We start from the raw sequence: 16071 nt of genomic DNA on the forward strand, positions 1-16071 counted from the left end.
ACGTTCGCGGACTTCAGGTGAAAACTTGTTCGTTGTCTTGCTCATATCGGCTCCACTTTCTCAGAAGTTGGAGCCTCCGGCAAACCCGGCGCGGTTCAGTGTTCGATGTGCCGCCAAATGGCACTGCAATAACAGATCGTGTCAGACTACGGTCATCAGCGCAGGTGCAAGCCAAGTTTCCTAGCCAGCGCCTGCTTTGATGACGTTAAGTTCCCACTTTTGGCTCTGCTCTTCCCCGAAGGCAGAGCTTTTTTTGCGTGTCCAGGTCCAAGACAATTAGTCGGGTACCCACTGCCAAATGATAATATGGCCTTACTTGTTTCTCGACTATTTCTGTCGGCGCAGGAGCAAAAGGCCCCTATCTGACTGCCCCTGTACGTGTAACGGAATATTCCTAAGAATGGCTCTGCTTTCAGCGAGTTGGCAGAGCCATTTTTCCTTGGCCGGCAGCCTCAATCACTCCCGCAACTTGGCAGCATGCATGCTGTTGAAGGGCAGCGAAATGCGCTTGACGGCGGTTCCGCCGGTATCACCAGCGGTCACGACACGGGTCAGCACCAGATGATCGTCCTCGACCTCTATCCCGCGGCCGCCCACTCTACGGCCGTCATTCTTTGCCTTACTGGCCGCCGCGCCTTGATCTGTTGGCGTTGCCTTACGTCTTCCGGCGATCAGTCCAGCTCGCTTCAGCCTCTGCCGCACAGTGTTCAGGCGGCAATCGTAAAGAGCCGCGATTTGGTATCTGTTCATTCCATCTTCAAGATGCTTGCGCAATACGTCTGCGGCAGGAAGCTTCATATTCCCTTTTTGCATTGAGATCCCTTTGACGTGCTCATTTCGGACGGCATGCATCGCCGCCATTGATTGCTCGAACAGATCGGCGGCGCGAGCGGGGCGACCCTTCGCGCTGACAGGTAAAAGCTTGCTAAAAGCGGAGAGACAAACCGATCTTTCCCGTCAGATCACGGCCACGGCCGCCAGACTATTCAACCGAGCCATAGGCCGAGAACGGGTCGGTGAAGGCATAGTTGGCGCCCGAGGATAACCTCGTCATCGCCGTGATCGTTTACTGGAACTCGATCTATTTGGCCGACGCACTTGCGCATCTACGTTCGGCCGGAAAGGTCGTCGACGATGCGATGATGGCGCATACTTCTCCGGTCGGAAGGGAGTACATCGCTTTCTCAGGTGACTTCCTCTGGCGACAGGCTGAGAAAAGCAGTTCCCGGAAAATGCTTGCCATCTCGGACGGAGCGCAAGCGGCCTAAGTGTTCTCTTATCGTTCACGCGAAGCGTTGTTCAGCGGGAAACCAACGCGACGCCCTCGTATAAGCTCGCGAAGTAGATGATGACCCGCCGTTGTCCATGCTGCCAATTTAACGGTGTTGAACCGCCTCGATCGATCGCATTGATTTGTCGTACTTGCCAGGTCCGATCGGCTATGCAGCAATGAGGCACTGCTCACGACACGTTCGATGATAGTGCTGTCCGAAAGTCCCGAAACTCACCGAGCGAACGCAGCGACCTTCCGTCGTCGATCGCGGCAAGGTCAAGGATTACAGCGTTGGCGATGGTCATAGGAACCACGAGCGACTGGGATTCGCCTGGCGCGCCCCGCGACGCCACGATCTGGTGCTCGGGCGCAGGCTGAATGCGGGCCGCTCCAAAATCGGTGATCGCAAGGGTCTTCGCGCCCTTTTTTGCAGCGATCTGGCGGACCTCGTGGATGAGGGAGGGTGCCCGGCGGAAGGCAATCAGCCACACCACGTCATTCTTGCCAAGGCTATTTAAGACCTCCGGCAGTTGGTGCATCGAGCCGCCCAAGTCTATCGCTTCATAGCCCGATCGTATGAGTCTAAGAGCTATCAGCGCTGACAGGGCAGCCGAATGACCACGACCCAGAATAAAGATACGCCGGGAGTCGCGCAGGCACTCCGAAAATGCGCGGATATCACTGTCCAAAACCGACGTGCGGATACTGCTGAGCGCCGTGATCTCGCTGTCGATAAGAGAGGCGAGGACCCCGCCTTCCTGCGCGCGAACGAGTCGGGCCGCTACGCGGGCGGCTGAACTCTCGTAGTCAGTGCCACCTTCAGTCAGGCTGGCCTGCAGAAACGCTCTAAACTCTGGATAGCCCTTGAACCCGAGGCGGCGGGCAAGCCGAACGGCCGATGCCGGATGCACGCCCGCGCGCGCGGACACGTCCTTGCCGTTCTCCATGGCTCCGCGCATTGGAGCTCGTACAAGAACGTCGAGCAGTCGCATGTCTGCCTCAGTGAGGCGGGTGGAATGCCTGCTGATCAAATCACTGAGCGCTAAAGGTGCCGTGTCCTGACTGTTTGTCAAAGTTCCGTGTCTCTCCATCATTGCGGCCCACGCCGAGCGAGATCAACACGCTCGCCGCTCTCGTCGAAATACAATGCGCGTTCCATATCGAACGAGACCCACGCGTTGCCGTCGGCCGGAACACCTTGCCTGCGAGGTGTGGAGACCGTCAACCTGCCAGCGGACGTCTCGCAGTGAAGTAGCACATCCGACCCAGTGAGTTCCGACAACACGATGCGGCCAGGCAAGGCCGGGTGGTCCGGTTTGTGCGTGTGCAGAGACAGAATCTCGGGTCGAAGCCCGGCCGTCAAACCGCCGGGACCTCCCCATCCCGGCACCGCCGAGGCCGGCACAAGGTTGATGGGTGGCACGCCCAAGAAGCTTGCGACAAAGCGGTTTCGTGGTCTGTCATAGATGACCTCTGGTCGGTCGAACTGAAGTAGATGACCGTCCTTCATGACCGCGACACGGTCGGCCATCGACAACGCTTCTGTCTGATCGTGCGTGACATAGACAGTTGTAGCGTTGAGCTGCCTGTGCAACTCTTTGATCTCGGTTCGCATCGTTACTCTGAGCGAGTTGTCGAGGTTGGACAGCGGTTCGTCCATCAGGAAGATGGAGGTATCGCGTGCCATCGCCCGTCCCATGGCGACGCGCTGGCGCTGGCCGCCGGAGAGCGCTCCGGGCTTCCTGTCGAGAAATTTGTCGAGCTGCAGCGTTCTGGCGACGGCTTCCGCTTTCGCAGTGCGCTCTGCCTTCTTGATGCCGCGCAATTCCAGCCCGAACGCGATGTTCTCGCGAACCGTCATGTGTGGGTAGAGCGCGTAGTTTTGAAAAATCATCGCAATGTCGCGGTCCCGCGGTGCTAGGTCGTTGGCACGCCGTCCTGAGATTTCGATGTCGCCTTCCTCGCAGCGGTCTAGGCCGGCGATGAGACGAAGCAAGGTCGACTTGCCACAGCCTGACGGGCCGACGATGACAACAAATTCGCCGGGCTGGATATCCATAGATACACCGTGCAGTACGCGTGGGCCGTTCGGATAGGATTTCCGGATATCACGCAGGGAAATGCCGCTCATCGTGCGCCTCCGGCCCGGAATGTCTCCCGGATCGCAATCGCAAGCGACGGCCGGTCGGTTGTGAACACCTTAACACCAAGTTTCAGCGCCTTCTCTATCTGCCTCGTCGTGTGGGCAGCCCAACAGCCAAATTCGACGCCCGCGTCGAGCAACGCCTTTTTCAACGCGGCTTCCGCCGTGTCGATATGAACGCCTATCTCGCGAATGCCGTGAGCCTTGGAGAGCTCGATGACGGCGTCCTGCCCAAGCTGTCTGAGAACCGGGGGACTGACAAGCCACAGCGATGGCCGATTTGTAGCCACGGCGATGTCGTCCATGGAGCGGAGCAGAAACGAAGAGAACGTCGTGCGTTCGAGCATCGACCGGCTCTGCAGCAGTGAGACGACGCGGCTGACAAAGCCTTTGTACGGCATACCATCGACACCGGGCTTGATCTCGCAACGGAAGTTGACGTGGCTGTTGGCATAAATCGAGCAGAGCTCATCGAGAGTAAGCGGGTGACCGCCTGCGCTGTAGCGAATGGTGGCCGCGCGGACCTGATCCAAAGTCATCTGCGCAATCTCGCCAGCTATGTCCGTCGTAGCATCTAGCGTGGCGTCATGGTGGACAACGATGCCTCCGTCGGACGTTGGGTGCACGTCGAACTCGACCTCCTCCAGTTTCATCAGGGAAGTCGCTGCGAATCCCCGCGGTGTGCTGTCGCCGAATTCGAGTGTTCCGCCTCTGTGGGATGCAATGCGTGTCATTCTCTTATTGTCCTTGATTACTTGACGGCGCCGAGCGTTATACCTCGCACGAGGTGGCGCTCGACTAGGAGGAAACCCAAAAGAACTGGCAGGATGGTGATAGTCGATGCCGCCATCACGAGTGGCCAGTCGATCAGGCCTTCACCGGGATTGATGCGGTAGAGGCGAGCGAGGCCGATCTGCAGCGTGTAGAGGTCCTCCTTGCCAACTGCGACGAGGGGCCAGATGTAGTTGTTCCATTCCGTCATGAAGATGTAGAGCGCCATCGAGGCGATCGCCGGTCGGGACAGCGGCACAATAACCCGCCAGAGCACTTTCAACGGTGTCGCACCGTCCATGTAGGCGGCCTCGTCCAGCGACTTCGGAATGCCTCGGATATACTGCCGCAGAAAGAACGCCGCGAACCCGTTTGAAATCGCCGGAAGGATCAGCCCGGCATAGGTGTCGAGCAGCCCGGCCTTCGCAAGTGTCAGATAATTGGGAATGAGGCTGATATGACTGGGGATCATCAGCGTTGCGACGGTCACGCCGAATAAGAAGTTCCCGCCGGCAAAGGTGAAACGCGCAAAGGCATACGCCGCCATCGTGGCCAGTGTAATACCGAGCAGTGTCACCAAACCCGAGACGATAAGGCTGTTCAGTAGGTAGCGCGCGAAATTGAACTCGCTCACGGCCCTGGTGTAGTTGTCCAGTGTGAAGCTGGCATGGCCTGCGTAATAGGCGTCGACCGTCTGAAACGACATCCAGATCGTATATAGCACCGGTGAAAGGAATAGCAATCCAATTACGAGAGAGGTTATTGTGAACAAGGGGTTGTCAGGCTTCATAGTGCACCTTGCGGCCGATAATGCAGGACTTGAGGAAGGCGAGGGCGACGAGCAGGATGAACAGCAGCACGGCAAGTGCCGAGCCTCGCCCGATATCGAAAAGCCCGAAACCGATCTCGAAGAGGAGATTGACCAGCATGTCCGTTGCGCCTGCGGGGCCGCCATGCGTCATGACGTTGACAATGGTAAATACCTGGAAAGCCTCGATGACCGAGATTACGAGCAGAAAGTAGGTGGTCGGCATCACAAGCGGTAGCGTTACGCGACGGAAGATATGGAGCCGTCGTCCGCCGTCGATCGATGCAGCATCGTACAGGTCTTGCGGGATTGCCTGGAGACCGGCAATGTAGATGACAATGTCGTATCCAAGCTGCCTCCAGGTGTTGACGAAGATCAGTACCCAGAGCGCGAGATGCGGATCTTGCAGCCATTGGACCTTGTCTAGTCTAAGTTTCACCAGTAGCGCGTTGATCATCCCGTAGTCCGTGGCGAATACCCAGGAGAAGACCACGCCAATAGAAACTGTAGAGGTGACCGCTGGTAGGAAAAGTGCGCCGCGAAGAATTCGAGACGGCATAGTTTCCCGGACGAGGTAACTGGCGGTGAAGACGGCTAGCACCAAGCGGAGTGGAACGGAGAGGGCCGTGAAAAGCGCCGTGACCTGAAGGGAGTTCCATAGGTCGCGCGACGATAGAAGCTGCTCGTAATTGCGGAGACCTACGAATGGCATGTCCGGCGAGAGAAAATTCCATTGCCGGAAACTGAGGTCTAGGCTCATGAAAATCGGAACGTAAGTAAACACCGCGATGAAGATCATCAACGGGGCAACGAACATATAAGGTGTGAGGATAAGGCGCATGGCTGTTGAGTGCGCCGGCGACATGACGGGTCATGTGCCGGCATCTTTCTGTTTTTAGTTGCTGACCCGCTTTTCCTCGTCCCGCGTCTGCTGGGCGAAGTCCTTCATGGCCTCATCTACAGGCCGCTGACCGAGGGCCATCGCTTCCCACATCTTATATTCGGTAGCGCGCATCCAGGTGACTACAGTCGTCCGGGCCCGACCGTGGGCAACGGGTAGGGAGTTGATTGCAACGTCGATGCCAAGCTGAGTAGCCAGCGCTTCCTTCACGACAGGAAGGTCTGCGCTCTTCTTGTTTATCGGCATGTAGCCCGTCGCGGCAAACCACGAAGCGTTGGCATCCGGCGAAGCCGCGAAGCTGATGAACTTGTAAGCGGCGGCTTGAACATCTTTCGACGACGAGGCCAGAATGCCGATACCGGCGCCGCCGATCGGAACTGAGCACGTTTTGTTGCAAGGCATTGGGCGAACTGCGAGCGCGTCGCCAAGAGCTTTCTTTGACCCGCCGTAATTGCCGGTCGAGTTCATCATGATCCCGACCTTCTTGGCGAGGAACGCGTCGCGTCCCTTGTCCTCGTCGGTGACACCATCGGGGGACGCAACCTTCTGGTCATGGACCAGCGAGGCCATCCACTGATAGGCTTCGATCGTATTCGGCTTGTCGAGCAAGATCGCTCCCGAGGCAGGATCGACCAGTTCGCTATCGTTGGCCATGACGACGCCCCAGCGGGCAAACTGGCCGGGCGCAGCGATGCCGGAAATGCCTTCAGAACCGAGCTTATCTGAAATTGTCTTCGCCGCCGCGGAGATGTCGGCAAACGTCTTCAGTGGCGTTTCAGGGGAAAGTCCGGCCCGCTCGAAGATATCCTTGTTGATGTAGACAACCGGCGTTGACGAGTTGAACGGAACGATGAAGTTCTTGCCATTGATAACGCCGACCTCACGTGCGTAATCGTAGAGATCAGTCTTAAGCGGGTCGGCGTCGAAATACGGCGCGAGGTCTATGAGGATATTGTTGTTCGCGAACAATCCGTAACGCGTCACTTCGAGGATGACAGCGTCGGGTGCCCGGCGTGCCGGAATTGCTGCCTGCAGCTTTGAGACGACGTCGTTATAGTCGCCGACAAACTCGGCCTCGATGTCGATGTCTGGGTTCGCCGCCTCGAACTTGTCGATGATCTTGTTGAGTGCCTCGCCCTGCGACTTGCTGAACGTGTGCCAAAACTTCACCGTGGTTGCGGCGTTCGCTACATCCACTGTACTAAGGAAAACGGCCACTCCGGTCGCCAAAACCGTCTGCAATATCGGTGACATTTATATCTCCATCTGCAAATTTGATTGCACTGCGGAGTGATGTAACGGCCTTGTGCGACAGATCGTTGAACGGCCTATGAAGGTTTTGTGACCGGGATGTCACGGTTGAGGCGAGAAGGACGCACTTTTTTCCGACGTCATCGCGCGGCTGCGCATTGCGGCGGCCTCAACAATCTCGCTCTTGGGTGGGCCACTGGCCCTGCCACGCGGCCAAGCACGTGTCGCCTTCTCGTTCAACAGGGCAGTTGTCTGCTCCACTGTAGTATGTACAGTCGCTCCAGAAGACAGACTGTTGATTTGCACTGAGAAGTGACCCGGCATTTGCACCGGGAATTGACCCGCCTCTTAGGTATGTTTCGGGTCGGTGGTGGTGGTGGTCAAGTTCCTACTTTTCTCCTTTGCGATTTTGGGTTCATGCGCTGAGCTGTTCTTGAATCGGAAGCTGTCGTTTTCGGTTTCGACGATGGTCGCTCACCAAGATCGGAGTGTACGCGGAGCAAACGGGTGGCAGCCTCTGCGACCAGATCGCTCACGAAGTGAATCGTGGGTCAGAGTTGCCAAGCCTGTTCGGCTAGTATCAACCTGATCCTCTATCAGTTTTCATGACGAAGCGCCTCGTCTGGGCTAAGAGCTTTTACGCGACGAGACCTTCCGATTGACGCGGTTTGGGCAATGAAACGGTGAGATGTGCATAACGATCCGCGGCTCTTAGCCTTAGGATTCAAACATCTAGAGCAGGTCCTGTGATCGATGAATCGATTGTGAGGTGACTGGCGGAGCCGAAGCTGATGCAACATCCACAGCAAAGAGGTGGATGATGGCGCAGGCATTGAGCGATGATCTTCGGTTACGTGTGTTGAAAGCGTCGGCGGCAGGGATGTCTGCTCGACAGGCCGCAGCCAGGTTCGGAGTTGGGATCTCGACGGCGATCCGCTGGATCGCAAGAGCGAAGGAAGGTGAGCCGACCTCCCGACCGCAAGGCTGGAGGCGACGTCAGCGCTGGATACACACGAGGCATTCGTCGTGGCACTGATCGAAGACCGTAAGGACGTGACGCTCGATGAAATGGTCGAGCGCTTGTCCGTCGAGCGGCAGGTGAAGATCAGCCGGAGTGCACTTGGCGCTTGGCTGCGAGGACGCGGATGGACGTTTAAAAAAGTCCGCGCATGCATTGGAGCAAGACCGGCCGGATGTCCTGAAGCGTCGGCGCATCTGGTTTGATGGTCAGCTCGATCTCGATCCGGAGAGGCTGATCTTCATCGACGAAACCGGTCTCTCAATGAAGATGGCACGTCTGCGTGGACATGCGCTTCGAGGCGAGCGCTACCGAGCTGGCGTACCGCACGGGCATTGGAAAACAACGACCTTTACCGGAGCGCTGCGCCTCACCGGAATGACCGCACCGTTTGTTTACGATGGCGCAATGAACGGTAACGTCTTCCTCGCCTACGTCGAGCAAGTGCCGGTCCCGGCTCTTAAGGCCGGGGACGTCATCGTTATGGACAACTTGCCGGCACACAAGACAACCGGAGTTCGCGATGCCGGCGAGCGTGCCGGCGCCAAACTCATGTTCCTGCCGCCCTACAGTCCCGACTTTAATCCCATCGAGAACGCATTCTCAAAACTGAAAGCCATGTAGCGAGGCCGGGCAGAGCGAAAGATCGATGCCCTGTGGGACGCAGTCGGTGCTTTGACCCCCCGCTCCACACCGGCAGAATGCGCCAACTACTTCAGGGCCGCCGGATATGACCCGGATTGAACAGGATCTGCTCTAGGTGACCAAACAAGCCTATCCTTCATCGCAGCACGGTTGTTCTGACGTGACAGCCTGTCACGCACACTCTCGTTCGATCGGGGGCTTCATAGTCATCAGGAAGGTCATGGCGATAGCCGGCAATATCAGCCTAGTGTGGCATCCTTGATCGGCGGCTTCGGCAGGTTCTCTAGAAACCGGGTGGTTTCGCCCAGCAGATTTTCCATTGCGGCCCGAGCGGCCATTGCATCCTTCGTCATGATCGCGTGGGCCACGGCATGGTGGTTTTCGAGATTGAACGAGAAAGCCCCGACCGTATGGGGAAATACGGCATCGAGTATCGATTCAATCGCCTGGCGCAGACTTTGCAGTACTGGATTATGCGTGGCCGCCAATATGGAGAGGTGAAATTCCTTGTCCGCGGCAACGGCTGCGACCGGATCGTGCTGGCTTTCCTCCATGCGTCGGTATGCGGCCATGATGGCTTCCCGTTCAGCAGTGCTGGCACGTAGGGCCGCCAATGCCACGGCGCCGGGCTCGACGATCTCGCGCACTTCCGCAAATGCCAGCAGTTCGGCATGGGAGATGCGCCCGTTCGACAGCCACCCGATCAACTCGGCATCCAGCCACTGCCAATTTTCGCGTGGTTCGACCCTCGTGCCGGTCCGCTGCCTGACTGTCACCAGGCCTTTGGCCGACAATATCTTCGCCGCCTCGCGCACGACCGTGCGGCTGACGCCGAACTCATGCTCCAGCTCGGTTTCGGACGGAAGATAGCTGCCCGGAGCGATCTGCCCGGAGGCGATGCGGACGCCAAGGGCCTCCACAAGTGCCATCGTCCTGTTCGGTTTTGTCATGCGGATTCCTCGCCTCAGTCGCCACGCAGACCAATCAGAATGCGCGAATAAATGCAAATGGCATGTTGCTCATCAAACATCATATGTTAAAGGTATGATGTTTGATGGACGCCACGAAGGTGGCGGGGAGGGGAAAATGAATCTCGATACCAACACGGAAGCGGTTCGCCGCATCAATCTGCGCATTCTGCCGTTTCTGATGCTGCTCTATCTCGTTGCCTATATCGACCGATCCAACATTTCGGTGGCCGCTCTCAGTATGAACGCCGAACTTGGATTGACGAGCCAGATGTATGGGCTCGCGGCCGGCATATTCTTTGCGACCTATATCGTCTTCGAAATACCGAGCAATGTGCTCCTGACCCGCTTCGGTGCGCGCCGCTGGATTGCGCGCATCATGATCACGTGGGGGATCGTCGCGGCGGGCATGGCGTTTGTTTCGAGCGCCCACCAGCTCTACGGCATGCGACTTCTTCTCGGCGCGGCGGAAGCCGGCTTTACGCCTGGAATCATCTACTATCTTGCGAAATGGTATCCATCGCGCGATCGCGCCAACGCCATGTCCTTCTTCTATATCGGCGCCGCGCTCGCATCGGTCATCGGCCTGCCGCTTTCGGGCCTGCTGCTCAATGCCCATGGTACTCTCGGTCTTTCGGGATGGCGCTGGGTGTTCCTGATCGAAGGTATTCCAGCCGTTCTGTTGGGCTTTGCAGTGCTGAAGTTCCTGCCGGATCGTCCAAAGGATGCGGCTTGGCTTACGGCGGGGCAGCAGGATAGTCTCGAGCGCACGATCGCCGCCGAGGAGGCGGAAGCGCCGGTATCCCACCACGCATCCTGGAGTGTTGCCTTCTCGAGTATTCGTGTCTGGCTTCTCGCCTTCTTCTGGCTGTTGCAGGCCTTTGGCACGATCGGCATCACCCTGTTCATGCCGTTGATCGTCAAGAACCTCTCCGGCGGCGGCAATTTGGCGGTGAGCCTGCTTTCGGCCGTGCCGTTCCTTGCCGCCTGCGTCTTCATGTTCTTCAATAGCCGGCATTCCGACCGGACCGGCGAGCGGGCCTTCCATTTGGGACTTCCGCTAGCGCTGGCGGGGGCATGCCTTCTGGGTGCTACCTATGTCGGCGACCCGCGCCTCTCCTACCTGTTGCTGGTGCTTTCCGTTGCGCTCAATTGGGCTGTCATTCCGATCTTCTGGGCCGTCACGACCGAACTCGTCTCCGGCCTCGCGGCCGCCATATCGATCGCGTTGATCAATGCCCTGGCAAACGTTGCCGGCCTCGCGCTACCCCCGGTGATCGGCTGGATCAAGGACTCGACCGGAACATACGACATCGCGCTGACCCTGGTGGCATCGGCTCTGATCGCGGGCGGCGTGCTCGGCATCGCGATCGTCCGGACAGGGACACCGGCCCTTCGGCTTTCAAGACAGTGAGGTTACCAAGGATGACATTCGAACCTGAGAAACTGCACGGCATTCACGCGATCCTCTATGCCTTCTTTGACAGAGACGAGAAGCTTGACCGGGCGGCGATGAAACGGCAGACGGACATCTGCATTGCCCAAGGCGTCCATGGCCTGGCGGCGCTTGGGCTTGCCACGGAAGTATCCAAGCTGACGGGCAATGAGCGGCGCACCGTGATGGATTGGCTTGCCGAGGACAATGCCGGCCGTCTTCCGCTCGCCTTCACCATTTTCGGCACATCGGTTGCCGAACAGATTGAGCAGGTCCGTCATGCGGAGCGGGCAGGGGCGGACTGGGTGATACTTCAGCCGCCGCCGGTCGGTTCTTTCGGGGCTAAGGAATATATCGACTTCTTCGGTCGCGTTGCCGATGCGACGGCCCTGCCGGTGGCAATCCAGAACGCGCCCGCCTTTCTTGGGCGAGGGCTGACGGGACCGGACCTTGCCGCACTGCGCAACGCGCATCCCAATGTGCGCGTGCTCAAGGCGGAAGGATCAGCGGTGGAGGTCAAGGCCTTGATGGATGCGGTCGGCGCCGATATGTCTGTCTTCAACGGCAGGGGCGGGCTGGAGTTGCTGGACGGGCTGCGTGCCGGATGCGCCGGCTATATTCTTGCGCCAGATCTCATCGACTACGCGGTCAGGGCATACAATGCCTTTCGCGCTGAGGACGAAAGCCGCGCCGAGGAGGCCTACCGGGCCATGCTGCCATCCGCCGTTACCGTCATGCAGGGGATCGAGCATCTGATGTGCTACGGCAAGCGCCTCTTCGCGGAAAGGGCCGGCCTGGCGGTCCATGATCGCGCACCCGCCATGCGCCCGACGGATTTCGGCCAGAGCCTCATTGTCCAGCATGCCAGGGCGCTCGGCATGCTGCAAATACGGTAGCGCTTAACTGCCGGATTTCGGTGGCTCCAGCTTCTGGACCTCCTGGGCTTCGCGCAGGAGGTTTTTCATCTGTTCCGCCGCAGCCTGACCGTTGCCCTCGGCAATGGCTTCATAGACATTCTGGTGACGGCGGATCCAGCGCTCGTCCTCTTTCGCGGTTTGCTCGAGGCTAACCTTGAAGACATGCTTCAGCCCGGCCGAAATCAATGAGCCCAGCGCGAGATAGAAGGCATTGCCGGTGGCCGCCAGAATGGCGGTATGAAATGCGAGGTCATGCTCGATTTTTTCGTCAGCGCTGGAGGCGAGCGTCATGCCCAGCAATGCATGCTTCATCTTATGCAATGTTTGCGGGGTCGCCCGCGCGGCGGCGAGTTCGGCGGCGGCCGGCTCGAAGGATTGACGCAGCTCGTAAAGGTCGAGCCGCGCTCTTTCGCTGCCGTCGATCGCCCCAAGCCGCCATGCGAGAACCTGGGGATCCAGCAGATGCCATTCGGAATGATCGGTGACCCTGGTGCCGCTTCTGGGGCGGCTGTCGAGAAGGCCCTTGGCCGACAGGATCTTGATGGCTTCGCGAATGACGGTGCGCGACGTTCCAAACTGGTCGCATAGCTCCTGTTCGGTGCCGATCGAGGCGCCGGCCGCAAGCGAACCTCCGACGATTCGCTTGCCAAGAGCCTGCACGACCGCGTCGTGGAACCGCTCTCTCGTGCCGAGGCTTGTTTCGTCGGCGCCTGAATTCATGCCGGCCATTCGCTCTCCCCAAATCAGGACATCTCTAGCTTCTTCAGCCTGTAGTCACAAGTTCCGCGCCGCTTGACGGGTCCAGCTAATTTGTATAACAAAAATATAAATCATTATACAAATAGGAGCTATCATGTCCGAGGATCCGAAGCGCAGGTCGCAGGCCTGGTTTGGCGGGGTGGACAAGGACGGGTTCATACACCGGTCCTGGATGAAGAATGGCGGTCTGCCCGATGACGTCTTCGACGGCCGTCCCGTCATCGGCATCTGCAACACCTTCTCGGAATTCACGCCGTGCAACGCGCATTTCCGCGAGCTTGTCACCCACATCAAGGCGGGTGTTCTGGAAGCCGGCGGCCTGCCTTTGGAGTTTCCGGTGTTTTCCTGCGGCGAATCCAATCTCCGCCCGACCGCCATGCTGTTTCGCAACCTGGCGTCGATGGATGTCGAGGAGGCGATCCGCGCCAACCCGATGGATGGCGTTATCCTGATGGCAGGATGCGACAAGACCACGCCGTCGCTGCTCATGGGTGCCGCAAGCTGCGACCTGCCGACGATCGTCATCTCCGGCGGGCCGATGCTGAACGGCAATTTCCGTGGCAAGCCGATCGGCTCGGGGACGGATGTATGGAAATTCTCCGAGGAGGTGCGGGCAGGTACGATGAGCCGGCAGGAGTTCATGGAGGCCGAAAGCGCCATGTCACGCTCTCCCGGTCACTGTATGACCATGGGGACGGCCTCGACCATGGCCTCGATGGTGGAAGCCCTCGGTGTCGCCCTGCCCACCAACGCGGCCTGGCCTGCTGTCGATGCCCGGCGCGCGCGGCTTGCCCGAATGACGGGTCGACGCGCTGTCGCCATGGTCAAGGAGGATGTGCGTCTCTCGAAGATCCTCACAAGAGCGGCGTTTGAAAATGCCATCAAGATCAACGGTGCCGTCGGCGGTTCGACCAATGCCGTCGTCCATCTGCTTGCCATCGCCGGACGGATCGGCGTCGATCTCTCGCTTCAGGATTGGGACAGGCTCGGGCGCGACGTTCCGACGATCGTCGATCTTATGCCGTCGGGAAAATACCTGATGGAGGATTTCTGTTACGCCGGAGGCATCCCCGTCGTGATGTCCGAGATCAAGGATCTTTTGAACCTCGACGCGCTCACCGTTTCAGGCATGACCGTCGGCGAGAATATCGCTGACGTCGTCAATCACAATCCCGACGTTATCCGAACCAGGGCGACCCCTCTCGTCGAGAGCGGCGGCATTGCCGTGCTCAAGGGCAATCTCGCTCCGGATGGCGCGGTGCTGAAACCCTCCGCCGCGTCACCGCATCTGATGCGTCATCGCGGAAGGGCTGTGGTCTTCGAAAACATCGAGGACTTCCATGCCAGGATCGACGACCCCGACCTCGATGTCGACGAGAACTCTGTTCTCGTACTGAAGGGCGCCGGCCCGCGTGGCTATCCGGGCATGGCCGAAGTCGGCAACATGGCGTTGCCAAGTAAGCTGCTCGAGAAGGGTGTTCGCGACATGGTGCGCGTCTCAGACGGCAGAATGAGCGGTACGGCCTATGGGACCGTGGTGCTTCACGTCTCCCCCGAAGCGGCCGCCGGCGGTCCACTGGCTCTCGTCCAGCAGGGCGATTTCATTGCGCTCGATGTTGATGCCCGCACACTCGTTCTCGAGGTGCCGGAAGAAGAGCTTGCACGACGGCGTTCTGCCTGGAAGGAGCCGGCGCCGGCGATGACATCCGGATACCAGAGCCTCTACGTGAGGACGGTCATGCAGGCAGATACCGGCGCGGATCTTGACTTTCTGGTTGGAGGACGCGGCGCAAAGGTGCCGCGCGAAAGTCACTAATTCATCCGTACTGAAAACCATAAGAAGGAGGAGATCGATGGTTTCCGAAAATGAACTGGTCGCCAAGATTACTTGGCGGCTGATGCCCTGGCTGGGCTTTCTTTATCTCATTGCCTATATCGACCGGCAGAACGTCAGTTTCGCCAAGCTTCAGATGGTCGATGCTCTCGGCCTCAGCGAATATGCCTATGGGCTGGGTGCGTCTCTTTTCTTTATCGGTTATTTCATTTTCGAGGTGCCGAGCAATCTTCTGTTGACCCGGTTCGGCGCCAGCAAATGGTTTGCCCGCATTCTGGTGTCGTGGGGGATCGTCACCATCGCGCTCGCCTTCACCGCGAACGCGACCATGTTCTATATCCTGCGTTTCCTGCTGGGCGCATGTGAGGCGGGCTTCTTTCCCGGCGTCCTTTATCTGCTGACGCTCTGGTATCCTTCCGACCATAGGGGCAGGATGGTCGGATTGTTCATGATCTTCAGTGCCGTTGCCAATGCGGTTGGCGCGCCGCTGGGTGGGACGCTTCTCAGCCTCGATGGCATGCTCGGCTTTGCCGGATGGGAGTGGGTCTTTCTCGCGACTGGAATTCCTGCCGTGCTTGCCGGAATTGCGACACTGTTTCTATTGCCGGATAGACCCGAGCAAGCGGCTTTTCTCAACGAACCCGAAAGGAAATGGCTGGCGCAGCGCTTGGCATCGGAAGATGCCGGCATCGATGCTCACGGGCGAAATCCGCTGATGGCGCTGCTGGATGCCAGAGTGATCCTCATGTCCGTCTGCTTCATCGGTTTCCCCCTGTCGGCATACGGGCTGAGCTACTGGCTGCCGACTATCGTGAAGAGCTTCGGCGTCGACAGCATGTCGAATGGATTCCTGAACATCATCCCCTGGGTGCTGGTTGCCATAGGCCTCTATTTCGTTCCTACCGCCGCGGCGCGATCCAAATCCCAAACGGCCTATATTATTGGCCCTGCCGTGGTGGGAATTGTCTGCCTGGTCGCGTCCGCGGTCCTGACCAACCACGCTCTGCAATTTGCATTCCTGTGCCTGGCTGCCGCGGGCATCTTTGCGGGGCAGCCCGTCTTCTGGAATCTTCCATCCAAATTTCTGAAAGGCGCTGGCGCTGCTGCCGGTTTGGCAGCGATCAATTCGGTCGGCAACCTGGGCGGATTCGTTGCCCAGAATGTCGTGCCGTGGATCCGCGATGCGACGGGGAGCGCCACCGCGCCAATGTTCTTCCTGGCACTGTGCCTGGCAATTACGGCGGTGCTGGTTCTGGCCGTTCAGCACACCATTGCCCGCAACGGAGACGCGAGCGGAAATTGATGAGTGTGAGCCATTGAACGCCCAATGGCGAGGCGAATGAAGAAA

The 16071-nt window shown here is 58.7% G+C and carries 13 protein-coding genes and 2 pseudogenes; 6 read left to right on the forward strand and 9 right to left on the reverse strand.

Features of this window, described 5'->3' with window-relative positions; all coding sequences use genetic code 11:
* Positions 1–456 precede the first annotated feature (456 nt).
* A complete protein-coding gene (locus A6U86_RS18755; protein ID WP_068394266.1) occupies positions 457–861 on the reverse strand; it encodes a hypothetical protein in 405 nt (134 codons plus the stop codon).
* Positions 862–1043: 182 nt separating this feature from the next.
* Between A6U86_RS18755 and A6U86_RS18760 the strand changes: the two are divergent.
* Positions 1044–1202: pseudogene (locus A6U86_RS18760) on the forward strand (Tn3 family transposase); the annotation flags it as partial.
* 259 nt (positions 1203–1461) lie between these two features.
* Here A6U86_RS18760 and A6U86_RS18765 read toward each other — a convergent pair.
* Genes A6U86_RS18765 through A6U86_RS18790 form a run of 6 tightly spaced genes read right to left on the reverse strand, consistent with a single transcriptional unit; the run spans position 1462 to position 7126 of the window.
* Positions 1462–2367, reverse strand: coding sequence for a MurR/RpiR family transcriptional regulator (locus A6U86_RS18765; protein WP_309559778.1), 906 nt, complete (start codon positions 2365–2367; stop codon positions 1462–1464).
* A complete protein-coding gene (locus tag A6U86_RS18770) occupies positions 2364–3404 on the reverse strand; it encodes an ABC transporter ATP-binding protein (RefSeq protein WP_068394272.1) in 1041 nt (346 codons plus the stop codon). Before A6U86_RS18770 ends, A6U86_RS18765 begins: the two co-directional genes overlap by 4 nt.
* Complete coding sequence (locus A6U86_RS18775) at positions 3401–4150, reverse strand: glycerophosphodiester phosphodiesterase family protein (protein WP_068394280.1); 750 nt, start codon at positions 4148–4150, stop codon at positions 3401–3403. The genes A6U86_RS18770 and A6U86_RS18775 overlap by 4 nt, the downstream gene beginning before the upstream one ends.
* A 17-nt stretch (positions 4151–4167) precedes the next feature.
* Positions 4168–4977, reverse strand: a complete 810-nt coding sequence (locus tag A6U86_RS18780; protein ID WP_068394282.1) for a carbohydrate ABC transporter permease — start codon at positions 4975–4977, stop codon at positions 4168–4170.
* On the reverse strand, positions 4967–5836 hold the full coding sequence (locus tag A6U86_RS18785; RefSeq protein ID WP_068394284.1) for a carbohydrate ABC transporter permease: 870 nt from the start codon (positions 5834–5836) through the stop codon (positions 4967–4969). Before A6U86_RS18785 ends, A6U86_RS18780 begins: the two co-directional genes overlap by 11 nt.
* A 54-nt stretch (positions 5837–5890) precedes the next feature.
* Positions 5891–7126: an ABC transporter substrate-binding protein gene (locus A6U86_RS18790; RefSeq protein WP_343287075.1), complete on the reverse strand. Its 1236-nt coding sequence runs from the start codon at positions 7124–7126 to the stop codon at positions 5891–5893.
* A gap of 841 nt (positions 7127–7967) precedes the next feature.
* On the opposite strand from A6U86_RS18790, the pseudogene A6U86_RS34805 reads away from it, so the two are divergent.
* Positions 7968–8909 (forward strand): annotated as a pseudogene (locus A6U86_RS34805) (IS630 family transposase).
* Between the two features lie 140 nt (positions 8910–9049).
* On the opposite strand, the gene A6U86_RS18800 reads toward A6U86_RS34805, so the two are convergent.
* Entirely contained in the window at positions 9050–9760 is a 711-nt protein-coding gene (locus A6U86_RS18800) for a FadR/GntR family transcriptional regulator (RefSeq protein WP_068394288.1), read from the reverse strand.
* Positions 9761–9896: 136 nt separating this feature from the next.
* Between A6U86_RS18800 and A6U86_RS18805 the strand changes: the two genes are divergently transcribed.
* On the forward strand, positions 9897–11192 hold the full coding sequence (locus A6U86_RS18805; RefSeq protein ID WP_068394409.1) for an MFS transporter: 1296 nt from the start codon (positions 9897–9899) through the stop codon (positions 11190–11192).
* A gap of 11 nt (positions 11193–11203) precedes the next feature.
* Complete coding sequence (locus tag A6U86_RS18810; RefSeq protein ID WP_068394290.1) at positions 11204–12109, forward strand: dihydrodipicolinate synthase family protein; 906 nt, start codon at positions 11204–11206, stop codon at positions 12107–12109.
* Positions 12110–12112: 3 nt separating this feature from the next.
* Here the strand turns inward: A6U86_RS18810 and A6U86_RS18815 are convergent, their stop codons facing one another.
* Positions 12113–12859, reverse strand: coding sequence for a FadR/GntR family transcriptional regulator (locus A6U86_RS18815; protein WP_083196903.1), 747 nt, complete (start codon positions 12857–12859; stop codon positions 12113–12115).
* A gap of 124 nt (positions 12860–12983) precedes the next feature.
* On the opposite strand from A6U86_RS18815, the gene A6U86_RS18820 reads away from it, so the two are divergent.
* Complete coding sequence (locus tag A6U86_RS18820; protein WP_068394292.1) at positions 12984–14705, forward strand: IlvD/Edd family dehydratase; 1722 nt, start codon at positions 12984–12986, stop codon at positions 14703–14705.
* A 37-nt stretch (positions 14706–14742) separates the two neighbouring features.
* Positions 14743–16026 carry an MFS transporter gene (locus tag A6U86_RS18825; protein WP_068394294.1) on the forward strand — a complete coding sequence of 428 codons (1284 nt, stop codon included), beginning with the start codon at positions 14743–14745 and terminating at the stop codon, positions 16024–16026.
* Positions 16027–16071 lie beyond the last annotated feature (45 nt).

The sequence above is a fragment of the Rhizobium sp. AC27/96 genome (assembly GCF_001692325.1).
Taxonomy (GTDB): domain Bacteria; phylum Pseudomonadota; class Alphaproteobacteria; order Rhizobiales; family Rhizobiaceae; genus Rhizobium.